A 22,438-nucleotide genomic window follows, 5' to 3' on the forward strand; every position below is an offset into this window, starting at 1 on the left:
CGAAGGCTGCGATCTTTTCCGGCTTGGGTCAGAACGACTTGCCGGTATGGTTATTCAGCGAAATGACCTTGGTCTTGCCAATCCGGTGACGATAGATCTCGCGCAAGTATTTGATCGACTTCTTCACACAATCACGCGACAACCGAATGTCATTGATCGAGACAAACTTCTCTTTGTCGTTGATCAGTTCGCGGTACTTCTTTTCGTACATCGGTTTGATCGCATACCAGTTGGTGTCGAGAATCTTCGCCGGGTTTTCGAACTCGTTGAGCAGTTCGTCAATGCGCTCTTCGTCGAATTCTTCGTTGATGATGAAATCGAGGATCGAGTTGTCCAGCGTCTCGTCGAACCGGTACGGGTTCTTCGCGAAGCAGCGCTTGATGAACGCCACAATCAGCGTCAGGAAGTCATCGGACAGGCACGGGCTCTTGGCGATAAGGGTGGTCAGCGACAGGTTGGCCGACGCGCCGATCACCAGCGCGTAACGCTTGAGTGTGGTGTTGGGGAACAGGCTGTTGAGGTGAGTCTTCAACCGGTTCAGGTCCATGTACGACAGCTTGTAGTCCTTGGGCAGCGAAACGATCGAGACCACCGACGAGCAGTTCTTGAAGAAGTGCAGGTCATGCAGTGCAGCGGCGTCGTAGCCGGAATTCTTGTACTGCTCGAGAGAAGCACGATAGCGCTTGGATTCGATCGGCAACAGGCTGATGCCTTCGATGGCCTGAGTGACCTTGTTGAAGTGCGGCAGGTCGATCGAACGGAAAAACAGATCGTCGATGTTCAGGCGCTGCGGCTCTTTATCGAAGACCTTGAACTTGTCGTTGCTCGGCGGCGGGGTTTCCGGCACCACGGATTCGGCGTAGGCAATCGCCACCGGGCCGGCGAGACTCATGAACAGGTCGTTGGCGTCGAGGCGAATGGTTTCGCCGATGTCGATGCCGGCGCGACGGAAGTAGTTCTGGTCGTAATCCGTGGTGACCGCTTGGGCGGTGAGAATGTTGAAGATCTGCTGCGAAATGTACTGGTTGGCGTGCTTTTCCATCGCATTGACATCAATGTTCTGGATGTTGCCGTCATCGCTTTCTTCGGCGTAACGCATGATGTCGTTGGAGATCAGCATCATCGCGTTCCATGGGCGGATACGCCCCATCACGCTGGCTTCGCTGCTGTCTTCGTTGGCGAAGTTGTAGGAGAAATCCCATTCCTCCGAAAGGTATTTGCACAGCAGGCGCCCGGCGTTGATGTGCAGCGCCTCGGACATTTCGCTACGGTGATCGGAAATGTTCGGCAGCACGCAAATGCCACTGGTGAAGATCGGCTCGAATACAAACGAATGACCGCTCTTGCCGTCATGTTCGTCCATCGGCTTGGTGTCGAACGTCTTGTTCATGTACGAGTGCTGCTGGGCCAGGCCGAATTCCGAAGCCATGCCCGAACCGGTACCGCCGCCGGCACTGAAGATCGAGAAATACAGGCGCGACTGGTTGGCCTTGATGCCGCAGCTGTCGATCAGGTACGAGTGGATCATTTTCCAGTCGGGGCTGGAGAAGCGCTGGGTGTCCTTGTTGAGGATGATCTTCGCCAGGTATTGGCCGAGGATCGGCGCGTTACCGGCGCCACCGGCATGGACTTCGGACAAGTCCATGATCTTCATTTTGCTGTAGTCGCGCAGGAACCCGCTTTTTTCGCCCTTGCGTGAAAAACGGATGCGCCCGGCGATGTCCTTGTCGAGGTCGCCGAGCATCACCAGCGGTTCGACCAGAAACACTGGTTTGGCCGACTTGTTGGTGCCGATGCGCAGGTTGTTCTTGATCCACTGCGCCGGGCTGTAGCCTTTTTCGGGCAAGCGCCGATCCGCAGCACGATCTTCGTTGTTGAATTCGTTGAGGTAGAACTTGCGCGCGTTGTACACCAGTTCCGCAACATCCAGAGCGATGTTGGAGCCGCAGCGACCGAGACCGATCAGGCACACCGAAGGGAATTCCTGATCGCTGTGCGGCTCGTTGTCACCTTCCTGATGCGCCGGGCGCGGGAATACCGAATCGCGCAGGCCATCGAGGTTATCGAGGATGCGGTCGGTGTTGGTTTCGGTGAAGTACAAATATTGCTGAGTCGACAGCGGACGCGACGGCACCAATGGCTTCGGCGATGACGGGCTGTTGGCAGCGGGGCTCAAGCTCAGATCGGACATCGCAGGGGCGGGATTGTTTTTGGAAGTCATTGTGCGCCATGTACCTGGACTGGGTTGGCTCGCTGACCATTGCCGGCGAACCTCACGGAATAAGATCTCGCGTCTTTTGTGCGCGAATAAGGCCCGGACGTCAGAGTGCTGGCTTGTGTGATGGCCGGGCGGAATCCTTTCCTGATCGCTGATGAATCGGCCATTATTCGGCGATCTTTAATCGAAAAGAGGCAAAATGATGTCAACGCTACCTTCGTTGGGGTTTGCCGGAATCGGCCTGATGGGCCTGCCGATGTGCCGACGTCTGTTGGCCGCGGGTTATCCGCTGACCGTGTGGAATCGCAATCCGGACAAGTGCGCACCGCTGGTTGCTGCCGGTGCCCGGCAAGTGGCAACCCCGGCCGAACTGTGCGAGCACGCCGATGTGCTGATGTTGTGCCTGGCCGATACGGCGGTGGTGCGCGAGGTGGTATTCGGCCCGGCCGGTGTCGCCGCAGGTGGGAAAAAGGGCCAGTTGCTGGTGGATTTTTCCAGCCTCGAACCGACCGCCACGCGCGAAATGGCCGCGCAATTGGCGCAGCGCACCGGCATGGCGTGGCTGGACTCGCCGGTATCCGGCGGTGTGGTTGGTGCCGAGGCGGGCAGCCTGGCGATCATGGTCGGTGGTGAACCGGCGGACCTTGAGCGGGTGCGGCCGATGCTGCTCACCCTTGGCCAGCGCGTCACGCACATGGGCGGCGTCGGCGCCGGGCAGGTGACCAAAGCGTGCAATCAAATGATCGTCGCCTGCAACGCGCTGGTAATCGCCGAAGTGGTGGCCCTTGCTGAACAGGCCGGTGTCGATGCGACACTCATCGCCGAGGCGCTGGCCGGTGGTTTTGCCGATTCCAAGCCGTTGCAGATCCTCGCTCCGCAAATGGCCGAGAGTCGTTTCCAGCCGATCAAATGGCATGTGCGCACGCTGCTCAAGGATCTCGACACGGCGGTGAAATTTTCACGCGAGCAGGGTTCGGCGACGCCGATCAGCGGATTGGCCGCACAACTGATGCGCCTGCATGGGGCGCAAGGCTTTTTAGCGCAGGATCCAGCGACCCTGGTGCAAATGTATCGCGCGCCAGAGTCAGCGGATTGAGAACACGTGAAGGCTTGCGCTGATTGATTTCTTCCAGCACCGGGCGCAGCTCGTCCAGCGGCACCGGGCGGCTGAGCAGGTAGCCTTGAATGAAGTCTCAGCCCGAACGCTCAAGAAATTCGTACTGCTCCAGGCTTTCCACCCCTTCGGTGACCACCTGCAGATGCAGGGTGTGCGCCATGACGATGATCGCCTGGACAATTTCCATGTCCGCCGTGGCGGTGGGGATGTCGAGGATGAACGAGCGATCGATCTTCAAGGTGTTGAGCGGCAAACGCTTGAGGTAAGCGAGGGACGAATAGCCGGTGCCGAAATCATCGATCGACAGCGACACGCCGAGTGCGCGAATCTGCCGCAAAAGCACCAGGGTATTGGCGATATTGCCCATCAGGGCGTTTTCGGTTACTTCCAGTTCGAGCCGCTCCGGCGCAACACCGGCGATCCGCAGCGCGTTTTCGATCTCATCCGCCAGCTCCTCGCGGCCAAGGTTCAGCGGCGAGCAGTTCCAGGCGATCTTCAGATCCGCCCAGCCATGCCGCGACAGCTCGCCGAGATCCTGGCAGGCGCGGCGCAGCACCCAGTTATCCAGCTCGGCGATCAGACCGTTGTTTTCGGCGATGCCGATAAAGCGATCCGGGGTCAGCAAACCCTGCACCGGGTGCTGCCAGCGAATCAGCGCCTCAAGCTTGGTCACGCGCCCGGTTTTCAGCTCGAAAATCGGCTGGTAGTAGAGCATCAGCGCATCGTCTTCGCGCAGTGCGCTGCGCAGTTCTTCTTCCAGTTGCAGCTCGAAACTGGCGCGGGTCTTGAGGCTTGAATTGAAGAAATGCAGCCCGTTGCGTCCGGCAGCCTTGGATTGATAAAGCGCGAGATCAGCGTGTTTGAGCAGTTCTTCGCAGGTGGTGCCGTCCTCGGGAAACAGACTGATGCCGATGCTGGTGGTCATCACCATGCGGCGGCCGGCGAGTTCGATCGGTTCTTTCATCTTCAGCATGATGCGCTGGGCCATGCCGCGCGCCTCTTCGCGGTCGCGCAGGCTGATCAGGATGCAGAATTCATCGCCGCCGAACCGCGCAACCACGTCTTCGTGACTGCGCACCGAGCTTTTGATGTGCTGGGCGATGACTTTCAGCAGAGCATCGCCGGCGTCATGGCCGAGGCTATCGTTGATGCGTTTGAAGTGGTCGATGTCGAGAAACATCACCGCGAGCATGCCGCCCTCGCTGATCTTCTGACTGAGCTTCTCGGCGAACATCTGGTTGAAACCACGGCGGTTGATCAGGTTGGTCAGCGCATCGTAATTGGCCGCTTGCTGTAACGACATGCGCGCCTGATCGAGCTGGCTGAGCAAGGCGTTGACCCGGCGCAGATCCTGTTCCTTGTTTTGCAGCTTCTTGTCAGCGAGGGCGGCGCTGACGGCGCTGCCCAGAATCACCAGGGTAATCAGCGCCACGGTCAGCCCCAGTTGCAGGTGGCCGTTTTCGCCGCCGCTGGTTGCCGGGCCATCCTCGGGAATGACCAGATCCAGCGCGGCCATGCCGGTGAAGTGCATGCTGATGATGCCAGCGCCGAGAATCAGCGCCGCGCTGTATTTGAGCAATTGATGCGCCACGCCGCTGCCTTCGCTCAGATAGCGCGCGACACACAGGGCGGTGAAGCTGGCGCCGATGGCAATCGCCACCGACAGCGCAAACAGCCACGGTTGATAGTAGGCGGTGGCACTCGATTTCATTGCGGCCATGCCAACGTAATGCATGCCCGCGATGCCCAGCCCAATGAGAAACGCGGTTTTCAGGCAGTGCACCGCACTGGTCTGCGCATCGCTCAAGGTGTGCATGGCCAGCCACGAGGCGAGCAGCGCGATCAGCAAAGAGAGGAGGGTGATACCGAGGTCGTACTGAATGTCGATCGGCGTTTGGAAAGCCAGCATGCCAATGAAATGCATGGCCCAGATGCCGCCGGCCAGGCAGGTCGCGCCGATCCAGCGCCACAGCCGTCGCGAGCCCGGATCCTCGGCGTGCACCACGCGTTCGGCCATGTCGAGAGTGGCAAAACTCGCCGCGCAGGCGATCAGATAGGCCACCAGCACCAGCAAGGGGTTGTGGCTGCAGTCGAGCAGCACTTGCCCGCTCTCTGGTAGCTCGGTACCGATCTGCAAACCAAGCCAATCCATTGCATGCCCCGTCTTCGAAGTCGTCCTGACTGCGTCGTCGACGCAGGCGAATGACAGGAGTATAGAGGCGGTTTGCAGGCTGCAAGGCGTAGTGGCACATTGGCGCTAATGATTTCGGCATTAGCGCAATAGCGTTTTGCGCTAAGAAATCAGGCGATCTGTTCGAGCGGGATCTGCGCCCAGTCCGGTTGCAGCGGTGGCAAGCCGAAACGCGCGCGCGCCTTGTCGCAGTCGACGTTCTTTTCGCCGTTTTCCCATGACGATTCGAACTCGCGGCAAGGGCTGGAACGCAGCTCGTATATCGAACACTTCACTTCACTACCGACATCCCCCACCAGTGCCGTGCAACGCGGCGACTTGCAGTCGGTGCCGTTCATCGCTACCCGGCTGGGGCTGATCTGGGTGACCAGTTCATCGGGCACCGTGCCGCCTGAGGAAGCGCACTCACCCCAGAAAAAAGACACGCGAAAATGGGAACAGCAGGCACCGCAATTCAGACACGGACTGACTTCGGACATGGACGGGGGTATCAAAGGGATTGATCGGAAGATCCGGGCGGATCCGGCGGCCATTCTAGGCTTTGCCATGGCGTTGGGAAGGGGGGCGCGAAACTATTTTTTTGTCGCCGGATTTTGCCGGAAAAGCCCCGTATTTCGGGGTATTGCTGACATATCAAAGGCTTACGTTTCGTTACGGAGGGATGGGCCGATATCAGGCTGACGAATGATGACAGACAGCCCTCGCGCGGCTGACTAGATTGCACATTCCGGGCTCAAACGCGCTGGCAGTGAAGCCCCATAACAATAAAGAGACGGACCCATGCAGAACTCGACCCAAGCGGCGAATGCCTGGCGCATTCTGTTCCTGCTGTTCCTGGCCAACCTGTTCAACTTCTTCGACCGCACCATTCCGGCGATCATCATCGAACCGATTCGAATGGAATGGCACCTCAGCGACTTTCAGCTGGGGATTGTCGGCACCGCGTTCACCATCGTCTATGCAATTGCCGGTCTGCCGCTGGGTCGGATGGCTGACACCGGTTCGCGCAGCAAATTGATGGGCTGGGGCCTGGCGACTTGGAGTGCGCTGACCGCAGTCAACGGTCTGGTCGGCAGCTTCTGGAGTTTTCTGATCGTGCGCATGGGAATCGGCATCGGCGAAGCCAGTTATGCGCCGGCCGCCAACTCGCTGATTGGCGATCTGTTTCCGGCGCATCGCCGAGCGCGGGCCATGGGCATTTTCATGTTGGGGTTGCCGTTAGGGTTGTTGCTGGCGTTCTTCACCATTGGCTGGATGGTCAAGGCGTTCGACAGCTGGCGCGCACCGTTCTTTATTGCGGCGGTGCCGGGGCTGGTTCTGGCGATCTTCATGTTCTTCATCAAGGAACCGAAGCGTGGCGCGGCGGAAACCGTGCAGGTCTCGCAGGAGAAAGTCGACAAGCCGATCCGCCGGATTCTCGCGGTGCCGACCTTTCTGTGGCTGGTGATGGCCGGTTTGTGCTTCAACTTCGCGACGTATGCCTGCAACTCGTTCCTGGTGCCAATGCTGCAGCGCTATTTCCTCATGCCCTTGCAGGAAGCGGCGGTGGCGACCGGGGTAATCGTCGGGGTGACCGGGCTGGTCGGGCTGACACTCGGCGGCTGGGTCGCCGACAAGATTCATCAGCGCGTAGCCAATGGACGGCTGTTGTTTGCCGCCTGCAGCCTGATCATTTCAACCTTGTGCACGGCGTGGGCGCTGCATGCCGGGCGTATCGAGATTGGTGTGTTCGTTGCGGTATTCAGCGTCGGCTGGCTGTTTGCCTACAACTTTTACACCTGCGTTTATACGGCGATTCAGGACGTGGTCGAACCGCGCCTGCGGGCCACAGCGATGGCGTTGTTCTTTGCCGGGTTGTATTTGCTCGGCGGTGGTCTCGGACCGGTGGTGGTTGGCGGTTTGTCGGATCATTTCGCGCACACGGCGATGGCGGCGGCGGGCGCTGAGCAGATGACCGAGGCGTTCAAAGCGGTCGGTTTGCACGATGCGATGTATCTGATCCCAGTGGCGCTGTTCCTGACCATGGTGTTTCTGTTTCTCGCGGCGCGGTGTTTTGTGCGGGATGCGCAGCGAATGAAAGAGGGATTGGTGGCGGTGGTTGAGCCAGAGGTTGCAGTGGCGACTGCTTAAGATCAAAAGATCGCAGCCTTCGGCAGCTCCTACACGGGAAACGCATTCACATGTAGGAGCTGCCGAAGGCTGCGATCTTTTGCTTTTGCTTCTGAAATAAAAAAGGCCCGCATCACTGCGGGCCTCTTGGTTTTCAGCGGTGGAGCGGGGCGGTTAGCCCGCCACCAGCACCCGAATCGCTTCCAGACGCAACGCTGCTTTATCCAGCATCGCCAGGCCTTGTTCACGCTGGGTGCGTAAAGCCTCCAGTTCGCTGTCGCGCACGGTCGGGTTGACCGCTTGCAACGCGGTCAGGCGCGCCAGTTCTTCGTCGGTATCGGCCGCCAGACGACGACGCGCCTCGGCGACGCGTTCGGCGTGCCGCGGGGCGATTTTGTCTTCACCGGCGTTGATCCGTGGCGTCAACTGATCGCGCTGGGCCTGGATGAACTTGTTGGCGCTGGCGCGCGGCACGCTTTCGAGCTGATCGTTCAAGGTTTCGAACGAGACCCGAGGCGACAGGTCGTTGCCATTGGCGTCGAGCAGGCAGCGCAGGGCAGCCGGCGGCAAGTAGCGGCCCAGTTGCAATGCACGCGGCGCAACCACTTCGCTGACGTAGAGCAATTCCAGCAATACGGTGCCCGGTTTCAGCGCCTTGTTCTTGATCAGCGCGACGGCCGTGTTGCCCATCGAACCGGACAGCACCAGATCCATCCCGCCCTGCACCATCGGGTGTTCCCAGGTAATGAACTGCATGTCTTCACGCGACAGCGCCTGGTTGCGGTCGTAGGTGATGGTCACGCCTTCGTCGTCGCCCAGCGGGAAACTGGCGTCCAGCATCTTCTCGCTCGGCTTGAGGATCAGGGCGTTTTCCGAATGGTCTTCGCTGTCGATGCCGAACGCGTCGAACAGGGTTTCCATGTAGATCGGCAGAGCGAACTGATCGTCTTGCTCAAGGATGTTCTCGACCAGCGCTTCACCTTCGCCCGCGCCACCGGAGTTGAGTTCCAGCAAACGGTCGCGACCGGTGTGCAGCTCGGCTTCCAGACGTTCACGCTCGGCGCGTGCTTCGTCGATCAGCGCTTGCCACTCGCCGTCGTCGGCTTCTTCGAGCAGCGGCAGCAGGCGGGGGCCGAACTGATGCTGCAAGGCGTTGCCGGTCGGGCAGGTATTGAGGAAAGCGTTCAGCGCTTCGTGATACCACTGGAACAGGCGCTCTTGCGGGCTGGTTTCCAAATAAGGCACATGCAACTCAATGATGTGTTTCTGGCCGATCCGGTCGAGACGCCCGATGCGCTGTTCGAGCAGATCCGGGTGCGATGGCAGATCGAACAGCACCAGGTGATGAGCGAACTGGAAGTTGCGCCCTTCGCTGCCGATTTCCGAGCAGATCAGCACTTGCGCACCAAACTCTTCGTCGGCGAAGTAAGCGGCGGCGCGGTCACGCTCAAGGATGTTCATGCCTTCATGGAACACCGTGGCCGGGATGCCGGAGCGCACGCGCAGGGCGTCTTCAAGGTCCATCGCGGTTTCGGCGTGGGCGCAGATCACCAGCACTTTGGTGCGCTTGAGCATTTTCAGCTGATCGATCAGCCATTCGACGCGCGGATCGAATTTCCACCAGCGCTCTTCTTCGCTGGCGTCCGGCTGGGCCTGGAAGCTGACCTCCGGGTACAGCTCGGCATGTTCGCCCAGCGGCAGCTCGAGGTATTCATCCGGGCACGGCAGCGGGTAAGGATGCAGCTTGCGCTCCGGGAAACCCTGCACGGCGGCACGCGTGTTACGGAACAGCACGCGACCGGTGCCGTGACGATCGAGCAGTTCACGGACGAGGCGGGCGCTGGCTTCGGTGTCGCCATCGTTGACCGCGGTCAGCAGGGCTTCGCCTTCGTTGCCGAGGAAACCGTGAATGGTCTTGTGCGCTTCGGCCGAAAGTCGGCCCTTGTCGAGCAATTCCTGAACGGCTTCGGCCACCGGGCGATAGTTCTCGCTTTCTGCGCGAAACGCGGCCAGGTCGTGGAAACGGTTTGGATCGAGCAGTCGCAGACGGGCAAAGTGGCTGTCCTGGCCGAGTTGTTCCGGGGTGGCGGTGAGCAGCAGCACGCCGGGAATCACTTCGGCCAGTTGCTCGACCAGCGAATATTCCGCGCTGGCTTTTTCTTCGTGCCAGACCAGGTGATGCGCTTCGTCGACCACCAGCAGGTCCCAACCGGCGGCGAACAGGGCGTCCTGGGCTTTCTCGTCGTCGACCAGCCATTCCAGCGCGACCAGCGCCAGTTGCGTGTCTTCGAACGGGTTGCTGGCATCGCTCTCGATAAAGCGCTCTTCATCGAACAGCGCAACCTGCAGGTTGAAACGCCGGCGCATTTCCACCAGCCATTGGTGCTGAAGGTTTTCCGGCACGAGGATCAGCACGCGGTTGGCGCGGCCCGAAAGCAGTTGGCGATGGATCACCAGACCGGCTTCGATGGTTTTACCCAGCCCCACTTCATCTGCCAGCAATACCCGCGGCGCGATACGGTCAGCGACCTCGCGAGCAATGTGCAATTGGTGGGCGATTGGCTGCGCACGCACGCCACCCAGGCCCCACAGCGAAGATTGCAGCTGGCGACTGGTGTGTTCGAGGGTGTTGTAGCGCAGGGAGAACCACGGCAGCGGGTCGATCTGCCCGGCGAACAGGCGGTCGCTGGCCAGACGGAACTGAATGAAGTTCGACAGTTGGGTTTCCGGCAGGGTGACGGCTTCGTTCTGCTCGTTGAGACCGTGATAGACCATCAGCCCGTCGACATCGTCGACTTGCTGCACAGTCATCTTCCAGCCTTCGAAGTGAGTGATGCTGTCACCCGGCGAAAATCGCACGCGGGTCAGGGGCGCATTCCGTAGCGCGTACTGGCGGGTTTCGCCAGTGGCCGGGTAAAGCACGGTCAACAAGCGGCCGTCCTGTGCCAGAACGGTGCCTAAACCAAGCTCTGCTTCGCTGTCACTGATCCAGCGTTGCCCCGGTTGATACTGCTGCGCCATGCTGCCTGACTCCCACCTTGAAAAAGCGGGCTATCTTAACGGAATGCGGGCTTAAGGGCCAAAGATTACTAGGTAGCAGCTGCCAAAGGCTCGGGCCGCGTTCGGACGATCTTTTGATCTTGGGGGAACACTTGGAATCCGTGTTGTCCCATTAAAAGATCGCAGCCTGCGGCAGCTCCTACAGTGCCAACCCGGTCACAAGTTTGCGACCGACGGCTCAAGCCATCATTGCCCAAGCCGATAGCCTGCAGACAGGAGACCCTACATATGTTCCCACCGATGCTCCCCTTGAGCGCTGTGCCGATCACTTCCCAGCAGGATCCGATCCGCCAGCGGCCGGATATTCCGCCGGTGGTGCCTGTGCAGGAAAGCTCCAACGAAAGCACAATCGATCTGCAAAAGCGTGATCCGGAAGAGGATCGGCTGATGGCGCGTGAAGAACAGCGTCGTCAGCAGGAACGTGATCGGCGGCGTCGCGAGGCGGACGAAGATCCCGAAGAGCATCTGGCAGTGCCCGGCACTGAGCTGAACGCCGACAACACTGTGCCGGTGGTGCCGCTGATGGACGATCAGCCACGACAGGGGCTGTGGGTTGATATCGAGATCTGACATTCATCGGTTACATGAATTGTTTGAGAGCGTTTAATCCGGTGGCTGGTCAGCGTGTTGGCGAGTCGGCATTATGAGTGCAGCCCTGCTGATGACTGGCAGTTGTGATTCATTCAAGCGATGTACCGAGCGCCATGAGCCAAGATGACAAACTGATCGACCTCAGCACCGAGCGCGCCAAGCGGGTGCATGACATCAAAGAAAAACGCCTGAATGAAGTGCGTCAGGCTTTCGAGCAAGCCATGCCGTTGGGAAAGGCCAAGAAAAAGTCGAAGAACAAACCGAAAAAGCGTTGATTTCACCGCTGCATCCATTGATGCAGGTCAGTTATTTCCCCTCCTTTGGTTCCAGTCGCTGCGGATATTGATCTCGGTCAATGTGTGCGCCTGTGTGTTTGATAACTTGATCCCATCGCAGCAAGGCAGCGCTCAGGAGGCCAGTCATGTTTTTCGATAACGTGGTGTTTGCCGGGGTTCTGACGGTGGGGCTCATGCTTCTGTTTTTTGCAGGGTTTGGATTTTTTATCTGGAAGGAAGCGCATAAGCGGCGTAAGTGAGTTCTTCCGGGTTGATGGGCACGCAAGGCATTTTGGGGCGACTTCGGTTGCCCCTTTTTTTTGTGCCTTGGCGGCCTTTGGGCCGACCAGGCTGTTGGGGTTTGAGTGAATATCCGTTGCTTCGGTAGCGGCTGCTGGCGGTTTCGCCTGACGGCGACTTACTTTTTTACAAGCGCCAAAAAAAGTAAGCAAAAAACGCTTGCTCCTGCGTTCGGCCCGCTCGCTGGGGCTCGGGATCCCTTCGCTCCGGGATCGATCCGGGCGCAGCGGCTCCGGTTTGCTTCGCTGCACCTCCTTCCGCTGTGTACGACTGCGTCGTACGGTCGCTGCGCTCCCACGCCCGGATCAATCCCTCCACTCAGCCTTCCGACGTCGCCTGGGGTCAAGATCAAGAGCGGTACGCGAGCTTGCGCTCATTGTGGAGTGGTGAAGAGCGCGGGTGTTCCGCCCCTCACCCCAACCCTCTCCCGAGGGAGAGGGAGCCGATTTGTGAGCTCTTCAGAATCTGAGTTCGACGCGATATAGCACGTCGGCGTACCTTCCCCCAAACACCTCGGTTAGTCCCCTCTCCCTCCGGGAGAGGGCTAGGGTGAGGGGCTCTTGATCTTGATCTTGATCTTGCTTTGGCTCTTGATCTTTTGCCCCTTCGGCAGGCTTCGTTACGGGATCGATCCGGGCGTGGGAGCGTAGCGACCGTACGACGCAGTCGTACACAGCGGGAGGAGGTGCAGCGAAGCAAACCGGAGACGCTGCGCCCGGATCGGTCCCGTAACGAAGGTACCCCGAGCCCCAGCGAGCGGGCCGTACGCCGGGGCAAAGCCTTTTGGTTCCTTTTTGGCGTTTGAAAAAGGGACTCGCTGTAAGAGCGAAACCGCCAGCGGCAGCACCCGCAGCAATGGATATGCCCCCAATCCCAACCCCACGTAACAAAAAAGGCGCGATTCCAAAGAATCGCGCCTCCTTCACAAGCAGCTATAGATCAACTACCCAAAGCCTTCGAAGCCAGCCAGAACAACCCAGCCGACAGCGCCACAGTCGCTGGCAAGGTCAACACCCAAGCCAGCAAAATAGTCTTGACCGTACCGCCCTGCAGGCCGCTTTTATTGGCAACCATGGTCCCGGCGACACCCGAAGACAGCACGTGAGTGGTCGACACCGGCAGGCTGAAAATGTTGGCCATACCGATCAAGCTCGCCGTGGTGATCTGCGCCGACATGCCCTGAGAATAGGTCATGCCCTGCTTGCCGATCTTCTCGCCAATAGTCAGCACCACGCGCTTCCAGCCAACCATCGTGCCCAGACCCAAGGCCAGCGCGACCGCCAGAATCACCCAGAACGGCGCGTATTCAGTTGTGGTGGTCAGGTCTTTGCGCAGTTTGTCCAGGTCAGCCTTTTCACGGGCTTCCAGACCAGGCAATTTGCCGACTTTCTTCGCCGTATCATCCAGGCAGAGCAGGTAGCGGCGCACTTCGATGCGGCTATCCGATGACAGCGAATGGTAGTCCGCTACGCCTTTAAGCGTGTGCAGCAGGGCGGAGATGGTCGGTTCGGTCTGCTGCGGGTTGCAGCGGAACTTCTCCGGCAAGTCGCCTTCCACGCTTTTGCCCAACGCCAGGAATTCACCCAGCGAATCGGCGTTGCGCTGGTAGAACTGGCTCAGGTGCAACGTCGCGTCGCGGGTGCGTTCGATCTGGTAGGTGGTGCTGTTCAGGTCGAGCACGAACTGCGCTGGGACGATACCGATCAACACCAGCATGATCAGGCCGATGCCTTTCTGGCCGTCGTTGGAACCGTGCACGAAGCTCACGGCCATGGCCGAGATCACCAGAACCAGGCGGTTCCAGAACGGTGGGTGCTTCTTGTCGTCGATCTTGCGGCGCTGTTCCGGCGTCTTGTGCATCTTCGACAGCGGGCGCCACCACTTCAGGCCGATCAGCACCAGCGCGGCGATGAGGAAGCCGGCCATCGGCGAGAACACCAGCGAGGCGCCGATGTCGATCGCTTTCTGCCAGTTGACGCCATCTCTCAACGGGATGTCGTTGATCAGAGCGTTGGCCAGGCCGACACCGAGGATCGAGCCGATCAGGGTGTGCGAGCTGGACGCCGGGATACCGAAGTACCACGTGCCAAGGTTCCAGGCGATTGCCGCGGCGAGCAACGAGAACACCATCGCCAGACCATGGCCGGTGTTCACATTGATCAGCAGCTCAACCGGCAGCAAATGGACAATGGCATACGCCACGCCAACGCCGCCCAACAGCACGCCGAGAAAATTGAACACACCGGAGAAGAACACCGCCAGGTGCGGCGGCATGGCTTTGGTGTAGATAACAGTGGCTACCGCGTTAGCGGTGTCATGAAATCCATTGATGAACTCGAAGGCGAGGACAAACGTCAGGGCGAGCAAGAGGCTCACAAGCACCCAAGCATCCAGTCCGCTGAATAAATCGATCATGAAGGTTTTCTGACCCGGTCGTAAGGGGGCGCGATTATGCCAGAAAAGACAGGAAATCGATGCCCTCCCTGCTCATCGGTATCACTCTTCTTTCAGTTATTTTGTTGCAGCGCATTAATGCCGATTGATCTGGCTACGCTTTTAACTCATTGATTCTATTGGAAAAAGATATCCGAGATGGGCTTTTTTACCGGCGCTCGCAAGGCTCAAACGCTTGTCTGAAATATCTGTGAAACCTGTAGGAAGCTCTCGTTAGGCCCGTGTAGCGGCGAGTTAGCCGCCGCCCGCGGGTAGCGGGCGCACATGGCATGGTCGTCACACTGCAGGGGTGAGCAATGTGTAAGTGACCTGCGCATCTCAGATCCGCGGCTCATGGCTCATCGGATTTGAGTTCCTTTTCGATTTTCTCGATTTCCTGCTTGAAGACCTGATCCTGAACGGTGGGGCGCTTGCGCCACGCCTTGCGTTCCGGTTCTGGCTGAGCGGCGTAGGTGGTGACTTCCCCGCCGTAAACTTCCTTGTAACGTTGTTCCTGGCGCTCAAGTTCCGCGCGCAGTTCGTCTTTCGTCACAGTGCTACCTGTTTGAGTTGAGTTGAATGTCTGGTGAAACGCTCTGCAACGAGTTCCTCGAGCGGCCCCCTCGAACCGCAACACCTGAAAAGGCATCGGGTAAATCGGCAGGGCAGTTCAGGACTTCCGTGTTACAGGCGGCTACGGCACCAGATTAAAAACTGACGCAGCATCAGTTTCCTGTTTCAGCGAGCGCTGTCGTTACATGGATCATGAGCGTCAGACGCTTGCCGGAGCTGGCCGCGATGGCATCGCGTCAGCGGATGGCGACCGAGTTCGATGAAAACGGCTGCCGGTGCGTTGCATTATAGCGGTCCATTCGGGAATGACTATCTTTGCCAAGTTAAAAACGGTTCTGGATGTGTGATTGTTTTGTTACTCGCAAGTTTCCCGAGAAGTTGAAGTGCAGGCAAACGTTTACTTGTCAGCGTTCTGTTTTTGACGCCATTTAGTCGATCAACTAAATCTCGATTCAAAGTTGCACAAACGTCTCAGATCGCGCGACGAGCCTTTCAGCTCCGATTGCGATTATCGACCGCCGGTTCGATAATCGCCCAATGTCGTCGGTTCGCTGCTTGAACGTTCGCCGACGAGCCGTTTGTATAGCCATTGATCCGTGCCGGACACAAGGACAAGAAATGAACGATCAAATGCGCAACTCCTTCACCTCGGTAGCGCCACCGATTGTCGCCTCGCCGGCCAAGCGGATTCAGGCGCTGACCGGTGACCCGGATTTCATGACCTCGCTGGCCCGCGGGCTGGCAGTGGTGCAGGCATTCCAGGAGCGCAAACGCCATCTGACCATCGCGCAGATCAGCCACCGCACGGAAATCCCCCGCGCCGCCGTGCGCCGGTGCCTGCACACGCTGATCAAACTCGGCTACGCCACCACGGACGGGCGCACTTATTCATTACTGCCGAAAGTGCTGACCCTCGGCCATGCTTACCTGTCGTCGACGCCGCTGGCGGTGTCTGCTCAGCCTTACCTCGACCGCATGAGCGAGCAACTGCACGAAGCCTGCAACATGGCCACGCTGGAGGGCGACGACATTCTCTATATCGCGCGCTCGGCGACGACGCAGCGCCTGATTTCCGTGGATCTGTCGGTCGGCGGACGCTTGCCCGCCTATTGCACATCGATGGGCCGAATCCTCCTGGCGGCACTGGACGACACGTCATTGGGCGAATACCTCGACCACGCCGAACTCGTCGCCAAAACCAGCCGCACGATTCATACGCCCGACGCTTTGCTTGAATGTCTGCAGGAAGTACGGCAGCAGGGCTGGTGCATCGTCGATCAGGAACTCGAGCAAGGTCTGCGCTCGATTGCCGTGCCGGTCTACGACGCCTCGGGCCAGGTGGTGGCGGCGCTCAACGTCAGCACCCATGCCGGCCGCGTCAGCCGCACCGAGTTGGAACAGCGCTTCCTGCCCGGGCTGCTCAGCGCCAGTCGCGATCTCAGTGCGCAATTGTTTGCCTGAGGAAGCTGTTCGATAAACGCACAGTGTTGCGTTTATCGAATTGACGCTAAAACCCTCGGATCATTAATGTCGCGGCAGCGTCATCCGGCGCTGATGTGATGAGCCTGCCGGATTGTCGATCCCCATAATAATGACAAGAGGCAACTCACCATGCGCATTCCCCTCGACTGTCTCAGCCTTCGCCCCTGTTGCCGGATGCAACGCAACGCCTGAATCCAATCTTCTATTCTTGTGCCCGTGCCGCTCTGTGGCCGGTCGCCGTTCGACTGCGTTTTTTGCGTGGAATAAAAATAATGAACCAGCCTCAGTCCGCTGTGGGTCACTGCCTCGACGTGCAGACCTTCATCAACGCCCAACCGATCTCGCGCTATCAGTGGCGGGTGGTGATCCTGTGTTTCCTGATTGTCTTTCTTGATGGCCTCGACACCGCCGCCATGGGCTTCATTGCTCCGGCGTTGTCGCAGGACTGGGGCATCGACCGCGCCAGCCTCGGCCCGGTGATGAGCGCCGCGTTGATCGGCATGGTCTTCGGCGCACTCGGCTCCGGCCCTTTGGCTGACCGCTTCGGGCGAAAAGTCGTACTCGTCGGTGCCGTGGTTCTGTTCGGTGCGTTCAGCCTCGCATCGGCGTACAGCACCAACGTCGAACAGCTTTTGGTACTGCGCTTTCTCACTGGCCTGGGCCTCGGCGCGGGTATGCCGAACGCCACCACGCTGCTGTCGGAGTACACCCCGGAGCGCAAAAAGTCGCTGCTGGTGACCAGCATGTTCTGCGGTTTCAACCTTGGCATGGCTGGCGGTGGATTCATTTCCGCGAAGCTGATCCCGGCTTTCGGCTGGCACGCCCTGTTGCTGATCGGCGGGATTCTGCCGCTGATCCTTGCCGTGGTGCTGCTGTTCTGGTTGCCGGAGTCGGCGCGTTATCTGGTCGTGCGTAACCGTGGCACGGACAAGGTGCGCAAAACCCTGGCGCCGATCGACCCGGTCACCGTCGCCCAGGCTGCGAGTTTCAGCGTGCCGGAACAGAAAACCGTGAAGGCGCGCAACGTGTTCGCGGTGATTTTTTCGGGCACCTATAGCACCGGCACCTTATTGTTGTGGCTGACCTATTTCATGGGCCTGGTAATTGTGTACCTGCTGACCAGTTGGCTGCCGACGTTGATGCGCGACAGTGGCGCGAGCATGGAACAGGCCGCGTTCATCGGTGCGTTGTTCCAGTTTGGCGGGGTGCTGAGCGCGGTCGCTGTGGGATGGGCGATGGACCGCTTCAATCCGCACAAAGTGATCGGCGTTTTCTACCTGCTGGCCGGGGTGTTTGCCTACGCCGTCGGGCAGAGCCTGGGCAATATCACCTTACTGGCGACGCTGGTATTGGTGGCGGGCATGTGCGTGAACGGCGCGCAGTCGGCGATGCCGTCGCTGGCAGCGCGGTTTTATCCAACTCAGGGCCGCGCCACCGGCGTTTCGTGGATGCTCGGCATTGGCCGCTTTGGCGCGATTCTCGGCGCATGGATGGGCGCGACGTTACTGGGCCTCGGCTGGAATTTCGAGCAGGTGCTGACCGCGTTGGTCATCCCGGCCGGTCTGGCGACTGCGGCGGTGCTGATCAAGGGCATGGTCAGTCACGCCGATGCCACCTGATATTTCGGTTTAGAGCGAAAAGATCGCAGCCTTCGGCAGCTCCTACATGGGAATGCATTCCAGGTGCAGGAGCTGCCGCAGGCTGCGATCTTTTGCATTCAGCGCGCAACTTCGGATTAACAACAATATGTTCGATAAACGAACACTCAGTCGATTATCGGATTGTTTGGCAGTTTTTCCAGGCTTAATCTTCAGTCACTCCGGCGCTGAACCTCGCGCCTTTTTATCACTGGCGATTCATTACAAGAACGGGAGCCCGCTCCATGGCTGAGATCCTTTCGCTGCACGACGCGGTGAAGCAATTCGTCAATGACGGTGACACTGTCGCACTCGAAGGCTTCACTCACTTGATCCCTACGGCAGCGGGTCATGAAATCATTCGTCAGGGCAAGAAAGATCTGACGCTGGTGCGGATGACCCCTGACCTGATCTACGACCAACTGATCGGTGCCGGTTGCGCACGCAAACTGATCTTCTCCTGGGGCGGAAACCCTGGCGTGGGTTCGCTGCACCGTCTGCGCGATGCAGTCGAGAAGCAGTGGCCACATCCTCTGGAAATCGAAGAACACAGCCATGCCGACCTCGCCAATGCCTACGTCGCCGGCGCATCCGGCCTGCCGTTCGCGGTGCTGCGCGCTTACGCTGGCTCGGACCTGCCGAAGGTCAATCCGCTGATCAAAACCGTAACGTGTCCGTTCACCGGTGAAGTGCTGGCCGCCGTGCCGTCGGTGCGTCCGGATGTGACCGTGATCCATGCGCAGAAAGCCGATCGCAAAGGCAACGTGCTGCTGTGGGGCATTCTCGGCGTACAGAAAGAGGCCGCGCTCGCCGCCAAACGCTGCATCGTCACCGTGGAAGAAATCGTCGACGACCTCAACGCGCCGATGAACGCCTGCGTATTGCCGACCTGGGCCTTGAGCGCAGTGTGCCACGTGCCGGGTGGCGCGCATCCGTCCTACGCTCACGGTTACACCGAGCGCGACAATCGTTTCTATCAGGCGTGGGATCCGATTGCCCGCGACCGTGAGACGTTTACCGCGTGGATCAACGAATACATCCATGGCTGCGCTGACTTCAGCGAGTTCCAGGCCAAGTTGGCCGCTGCTTCGGAGGCCAAATAATGACTTACACCACCAATGAAATGATGACCGTCGCTGCGGCCCGGCGCCTGAAGAACGGCTCGGTGTGCTTCGTCGGCATCGGCCTGCCGTCGAAAGCCGCCAACCTCGCGCGTCTGACTTCCTCGCCAGACGTGGTGCTGATTTACGAATCCGGCCCGATTGGTGCCAAGCCGAGCGTGCTGCCACTGTCCATTGGTGACGGCGAGTTGGCGGAAACCGCAGATACCGTGGTGCCGACCGGTGAGATTTTTCGCTATTGGCTGCAGGGCGGGCGCATCGACGTCGGTTTTCTCGGCGCTGCGCAGGTCGACCGTTTCGGCAACATCAACACCACCGTGGTCGGCGACTACCACGCACCGAAAGTGCGTCTGCCGGGTGCCGGTGGCGCGCCGGAGATTGCCGGTTCGGCGAAGAGCGTGTTGATCATTCTTAAACAGTCGGCGCGCTCGTTCGTAGACAAACTCGATTTCATCACCTCGGTCGGTCACGGCGAGGGCGGTGATTCGCGCAAACGTCTGGGCCTGCCGGGCGCCGGTCCGGTGGGGATCATCACCGACCTGTGCATCATGGAGCCGGAGGAGGGTAGCCACGAATTTGTGGTCACCGCGCTGCATCCGGGCGTGACCCGTGAGCAAGTCGTAGCCGCGACCGGTTGGGCGATCCGTTTTGCCGACTCTGTTGAAACCACCGCTGAGCCGACCGAAGTCGAGCTGACCGCGCTGCGTGATCTCGAAGCGCGCACCGCTGCCGCCCACGGCCAGGCACCGGGAGAAGCATGATGCGTGAAGTGTATATCTGCGACGCGATTCGCACCCCTATCGGCCGTTTCGGCGGCGGACTGTCTGCCGTGCGCGCCGATGATTTGGCCGCTGTACCGATCAAGGCGCTGATGGAGCGCAATCCATCGGTGGACTGGAATGCCATCGATGAAGTGTTCCTCGGCTGTGCCAACCAGGCCGGCGAAGACAACCGCAACGTGGCGCGCATGGCGTTGCTGCTTGCGGGGCTGCCGGAAACCGTGCCGGGCGTGACCCTCAATCGCCTCTGCGCTTCGGGCATGGACGCGATCGGCACGGCGTTTCGCGCCATCGCCAGCGGCGAGATGGAGCTGGCGATTGCCGGTGGCGTCGAGTCGATGTCCCGCGCGCCGTTCGTGATGGGCAAGGCTGACGCCGGGTTCTCGCGCAATATGAAACTGGAAGACACCACCATCGGCTGGCGTTTCATCAACCCATTGATGAAAGCGCAATACGGCGTCGACGCGATGCCGCAGACGGCTGACAACGTCGCTGATGACTTTAAAGTCTCGCGCGAAGATCAGGACGCCTTTGCCCTGCGCAGTCAGCAACGTACCGCCGCCGCTCAGGCTGCCGGCTATTTCGCTGAAGAAATCGTTGAAGTGCGCATCGCCCACAAGAAGGGCGAAACCGTGGTCAGCCAAGATGAACATCCGCGCGCCGACACCACGCTGGAAGCGCTGACCAAGCTGAAACCGGTCAATGGCGCAGACAAAACCGTCACTGCCGGCAACGCCTCTGGAGTCAACGATGGCGCTGCGGCACTGATCCTGGCCTCAGCCGAAGCAGTGAAAAAACACGGCCTGACAGCCCGCGCGAAAGTGCTCGGCATGGCCAGCGCTGGCGTTGCGCCGCGAGTGATGGGCATCGGTCCGGTGCCGGCAGTGCGCAAGCTCACCGAGCGCCTCGGCGTGGCGGTCAGCGATTTTGACGTGATCGAACTCAACGAGGCGTTTGCCAGCCAAGGTCTGGCAGTGTTGCGCGAGTTGGGTCTGGCCGACGATGCGCCGCAGGTCAACCCGAATGGCGGCGCGATTGCCCTCGGTCACCCGTTGGGCATGAGCGGTGCGCGGCTGGTGCTGACCGCGCTGCATCATCTGGAAAAGACCGGTGGCAAGAAAGGTCTGGCGACCATGTGCGTCGGCGTCGGCCAAGGTCTGGCCCTGGCCATCGAACGCGTCTGACGCGTTGCGGCACTTATAAGAACTGAGGAAAGCGAAATGTCTGACAAGCCTGGTTACCGTCGCCCGCAGGAAGGCACGCAGCCTGAATACCTGCACCCGACGTATCAATCCACCAACCTGCGCTCGCCGTCCAAGCCTTTGGTGTACCTGCCCCATTCCCTCTCGGAAATCACCGGGCCGACCATCGGCGCCGAGCATGTTGCCGAGAAGGACAATGACCTGACCGCACAGCACGACGCCGAGCCGTTGGGCGAGCGCATCATCATCCACGGTCGCGTGCTCGACGAAGACGGTCTGCCGGTGCCAGGGATTCTGGTGGAAATCTGGCAGGCCAACGCCGCCGGCCGCTACAACCACGCCCGTGATCTGCACGACGCACCGCTGGACCCGAACTTCACCGGCACCGGGCGCACGGTCACCGATGCCGACGGCTGGTATCAGTTCCAGACCATCAAGCCTGGCGCCTATCCGTGGGGCAACCACCACAACGCGTGGCGTCCGGCGCACATCCACTTTTCGCTATTCGGGCCGAGCATCCTCACGCGTCTGGTCACGCAAATGTACTTCCCGGGCGATCCGCTGCTGGCTTATGACCCGATCTACAACTGCGTGCCGGACACTTCGGCCAAGGAGCGCCTGATCGCCAGTTTCGATCTGGACAAAACCATTCCGTCCTACGCCCTCGGTTATCGCTGGGACATCGTGCTGCGCGGGCGTGAAGCCACGCCGATGGAGAAATAAGATGACGCTGAATGCGACCACGTCCCACACCGTCGGGCCGTATTACCACATCGGTCTGACCTGGCTGAACCGCGAAGACCTTGCCAGTGAGCTGGCCCTTGGCGAGCGCGTGGCGATCACCGGGCGAGTGGTGGATGGCAACGGCGATATCGTCAACGACGCCATGCTTGAAGTCTGGCAGGCCAACGCTGCCGGCAAATATGACCACCCGGAAGACCATCAGGACAAGCCACTCGATCCGAATTTCGAAGGCTTTGGCCGGGTGCCGGTGGACGCCGAAGGGCGTTTCCGTTTCACCACGATCAAACCGGGCACCGTGCAAGGCCTGAAAGGCTCGACGCAGGCACCGCATCTGGTGGTGCTGGTGTTTGCCCGTGGGTTGGTGAAGCATTTGCTGACGCGAATTTATTTCGATGGCGAACCGGCGAACGTTGCCGATCCGTTGCTGGAGTGTGTGCCGGCCGAACGTCGCGCGACGTTGCTGGCGAAACAGGATGCGGCCGGTGTGTACCAGTGGAATGTGATTCTGCAGGGCACCGATGCCGAGACGGTGTTCTTCGATTATTAAGATCAAAAGATCGCAGCCTGCGGCAGCTCCTACAGGGTGTACTCCTGCCCAATGTAGGA

17 protein-coding genes and 1 pseudogene are annotated in these 22,438 nt (G+C 59.8%); 12 read left to right on the forward strand and 6 right to left on the reverse strand.

Going from position 1 to position 22,438, the window contains the following annotated elements; all coding sequences use genetic code 11:
• Positions 1 to 28: 28 nt before the first annotated feature.
• Positions 29 to 2,221 (reverse strand): hypothetical protein, encoded by a 2,193-nt coding sequence (locus tag EL257_RS06475; protein WP_126360844.1) that lies wholly within the window; start codon positions 2,219 to 2,221, stop codon positions 29 to 31.
• A gap of 196 nt (positions 2,222 to 2,417) precedes the next feature.
• Here EL257_RS06475 and EL257_RS06480 point away from each other — a divergent pair, with 196 nt between their 5' ends.
• A complete protein-coding gene (locus EL257_RS06480; RefSeq protein WP_172604456.1) occupies positions 2,418 to 3,314 on the forward strand; it encodes an NAD(P)-dependent oxidoreductase in 897 nt (298 codons plus the stop codon).
• Here the strand turns inward: EL257_RS06480 and EL257_RS06485 are convergent.
• Positions 3,205 to 5,487: pseudogene (locus EL257_RS06485) on the reverse strand (putative bifunctional diguanylate cyclase/phosphodiesterase). The gene EL257_RS06480 and the pseudogene EL257_RS06485 overlap by 110 nt on opposite strands.
• A 149-nt stretch (positions 5,488 to 5,636) precedes the next feature.
• Positions 5,637 to 6,005 (reverse strand): YkgJ family cysteine cluster protein, encoded by a 369-nt coding sequence (locus EL257_RS06490; RefSeq protein ID WP_126360846.1) that lies wholly within the window; start codon positions 6,003 to 6,005, stop codon positions 5,637 to 5,639.
• A gap of 301 nt (positions 6,006 to 6,306) precedes the next feature.
• On the opposite strand from EL257_RS06490, the gene EL257_RS06495 reads away from it, so the two are divergent.
• Positions 6,307 to 7,656, forward strand: coding sequence for a spinster family MFS transporter (locus tag EL257_RS06495; protein ID WP_126360848.1), 1,350 nt, complete (start codon positions 6,307 to 6,309; stop codon positions 7,654 to 7,656).
• A 153-nt stretch (positions 7,657 to 7,809) separates the two neighbouring features.
• On the opposite strand, the gene rapA is transcribed toward EL257_RS06495, so the two are convergent.
• A complete protein-coding gene (rapA, locus tag EL257_RS06500) occupies positions 7,810 to 10,656 on the reverse strand; it encodes an RNA polymerase-associated protein RapA (RefSeq protein ID WP_126360850.1) in 2,847 nt (948 codons plus the stop codon).
• A gap of 267 nt (positions 10,657 to 10,923) precedes the next feature.
• Here rapA and EL257_RS06505 point away from each other — a divergent pair, with 267 nt between their 5' ends.
• The 3 genes from EL257_RS06505 to ccoM all read left to right on the forward strand — a co-directional run bounded on the left by EL257_RS06505 (position 10,924) and on the right by ccoM (position 11,821).
• On the forward strand, positions 10,924 to 11,265 hold the full coding sequence (locus tag EL257_RS06505) for an aspartate-semialdehyde dehydrogenase (RefSeq protein ID WP_126360852.1): 342 nt from the start codon (positions 10,924 to 10,926) through the stop codon (positions 11,263 to 11,265).
• Between the two features lie 134 nt (positions 11,266 to 11,399).
• The gene (locus tag EL257_RS27685) at positions 11,400 to 11,561 is read left to right on the forward strand and encodes a hypothetical protein (protein ID WP_007918490.1); all 162 of its coding nucleotides are present in this window, start codon (positions 11,400 to 11,402) and stop codon (positions 11,559 to 11,561) included.
• 146 nt (positions 11,562 to 11,707) lie between these two features.
• The gene (gene ccoM / locus EL257_RS28245; RefSeq protein WP_331852531.1) at positions 11,708 to 11,821 is read left to right on the forward strand and encodes a cytochrome c oxidase subunit CcoM; all 114 of its coding nucleotides are present in this window, start codon (positions 11,708 to 11,710) and stop codon (positions 11,819 to 11,821) included.
• 979 nt (positions 11,822 to 12,800) lie between these two features.
• Here ccoM and EL257_RS06510 read toward each other — a convergent pair.
• Positions 12,801 to 14,276, reverse strand: a complete 1,476-nt coding sequence (locus tag EL257_RS06510; protein ID WP_101158410.1) for an inorganic phosphate transporter — start codon at positions 14,274 to 14,276, stop codon at positions 12,801 to 12,803.
• A 370-nt stretch (positions 14,277 to 14,646) separates the two neighbouring features.
• Positions 14,647 to 14,847 (reverse strand): hypothetical protein, encoded by a 201-nt coding sequence (locus EL257_RS06515; protein ID WP_126360854.1) that lies wholly within the window; start codon positions 14,845 to 14,847, stop codon positions 14,647 to 14,649.
• A gap of 638 nt (positions 14,848 to 15,485) precedes the next feature.
• Between EL257_RS06515 and pcaR the strand changes: the two genes are divergently transcribed.
• From pcaR to pcaG, 7 genes are all read left to right on the forward strand, one after another.
• On the forward strand, positions 15,486 to 16,328 hold the full coding sequence (gene pcaR, locus EL257_RS06520) for a pca regulon transcriptional regulator PcaR (RefSeq protein WP_122591571.1): 843 nt from the start codon (positions 15,486 to 15,488) through the stop codon (positions 16,326 to 16,328).
• A 293-nt stretch (positions 16,329 to 16,621) separates the two neighbouring features.
• Positions 16,622 to 17,968, forward strand: a complete 1,347-nt coding sequence (locus EL257_RS06525) for an MFS transporter (RefSeq protein WP_126360856.1) — start codon at positions 16,622 to 16,624, stop codon at positions 17,966 to 17,968.
• Positions 17,969 to 18,231: 263 nt separating this feature from the next.
• Positions 18,232 to 19,089 (forward strand): CoA transferase subunit A, encoded by an 858-nt coding sequence (locus tag EL257_RS06530; protein WP_073475850.1) that lies wholly within the window; start codon positions 18,232 to 18,234, stop codon positions 19,087 to 19,089.
• A complete protein-coding gene (locus EL257_RS06535; protein WP_172604540.1) occupies positions 19,086 to 19,868 on the forward strand; it encodes a CoA-transferase subunit beta in 783 nt (260 codons plus the stop codon). Before EL257_RS06530 ends, EL257_RS06535 begins: the two co-directional genes overlap by 4 nt.
• Entirely contained in the window at positions 19,865 to 21,070 is a 1,206-nt protein-coding gene (pcaF, locus tag EL257_RS06540; RefSeq protein ID WP_172604457.1) for a 3-oxoadipyl-CoA thiolase, read from the forward strand. Before EL257_RS06535 ends, pcaF begins: the two co-directional genes overlap by 4 nt.
• A gap of 36 nt (positions 21,071 to 21,106) precedes the next feature.
• Positions 21,107 to 21,811, forward strand: a complete 705-nt coding sequence (gene pcaH, locus EL257_RS06545; RefSeq protein ID WP_126360860.1) for a protocatechuate 3,4-dioxygenase subunit beta — start codon at positions 21,107 to 21,109, stop codon at positions 21,809 to 21,811.
• 1 nt (position 21,812) lies between these two features.
• A complete protein-coding gene (pcaG, locus tag EL257_RS06550) occupies positions 21,813 to 22,379 on the forward strand; it encodes a protocatechuate 3,4-dioxygenase subunit alpha (protein WP_126360862.1) in 567 nt (188 codons plus the stop codon).
• The last annotated feature ends 59 nt before the right edge of the window (positions 22,380 to 22,438 follow it).

The sequence above is a fragment of the Pseudomonas fluorescens genome (assembly GCF_900636825.1).
In the GTDB taxonomy this organism is placed as follows: Bacteria; Pseudomonadota; Gammaproteobacteria; order Pseudomonadales; family Pseudomonadaceae; genus Aquipseudomonas; species Aquipseudomonas fluorescens_BG.

What these genes read in the sequence shown, in the direction of transcription:
- EL257_RS06475 (WP_126360844.1), bottom strand. Translation starts at nt 2,221, where the DNA reads ATGACTTCCAAAAACAATCCCGCCCCTGCGATGTCCGATCTGAGCTTG.
- rapA (WP_126360850.1), bottom strand. Translation starts at nt 10,656, where the DNA reads ATGGCGCAGCAGTATCAACCGGGGCAACGCTGGATCAGTGACAGCGAA.
- EL257_RS06490 (WP_126360846.1), bottom strand. Translation starts at nt 6,005, where the DNA reads ATGTCCGAAGTCAGTCCGTGTCTGAATTGCGGTGCCTGCTGTTCCCAT.
- EL257_RS06525 (WP_126360856.1), top strand. Translation starts at nt 16,622, where the DNA reads ATGAACCAGCCTCAGTCCGCTGTGGGTCACTGCCTCGACGTGCAGACC.
- ccoM (WP_331852531.1), top strand. Translation starts at nt 11,708, where the DNA reads ATGTTTTTCGATAACGTGGTGTTTGCCGGGGTTCTGACGGTGGGGCTC.
- EL257_RS27685 (WP_007918490.1), top strand. Translation starts at nt 11,400, where the DNA reads ATGAGCCAAGATGACAAACTGATCGACCTCAGCACCGAGCGCGCCAAG.
- EL257_RS06495 (WP_126360848.1), top strand. Translation starts at nt 6,307, where the DNA reads ATGCAGAACTCGACCCAAGCGGCGAATGCCTGGCGCATTCTGTTCCTG.
- pcaF (WP_172604457.1), top strand. Translation starts at nt 19,865, where the DNA reads ATGATGCGTGAAGTGTATATCTGCGACGCGATTCGCACCCCTATCGGC.
- pcaG (WP_126360862.1), top strand. Translation starts at nt 21,813, where the DNA reads ATGACGCTGAATGCGACCACGTCCCACACCGTCGGGCCGTATTACCAC.
- EL257_RS06480 (WP_172604456.1), top strand. Translation starts at nt 2,418, where the DNA reads ATGATGTCAACGCTACCTTCGTTGGGGTTTGCCGGAATCGGCCTGATG.
- EL257_RS06510 (WP_101158410.1), bottom strand. Translation starts at nt 14,276, where the DNA reads ATGATCGATTTATTCAGCGGACTGGATGCTTGGGTGCTTGTGAGCCTC.
- pcaR (WP_122591571.1), top strand. Translation starts at nt 15,486, where the DNA reads ATGAACGATCAAATGCGCAACTCCTTCACCTCGGTAGCGCCACCGATT.
- EL257_RS06530 (WP_073475850.1), top strand. Translation starts at nt 18,232, where the DNA reads ATGGCTGAGATCCTTTCGCTGCACGACGCGGTGAAGCAATTCGTCAAT.
- pcaH (WP_126360860.1), top strand. Translation starts at nt 21,107, where the DNA reads ATGTCTGACAAGCCTGGTTACCGTCGCCCGCAGGAAGGCACGCAGCCT.
- EL257_RS06505 (WP_126360852.1), top strand. Translation starts at nt 10,924, where the DNA reads ATGTTCCCACCGATGCTCCCCTTGAGCGCTGTGCCGATCACTTCCCAG.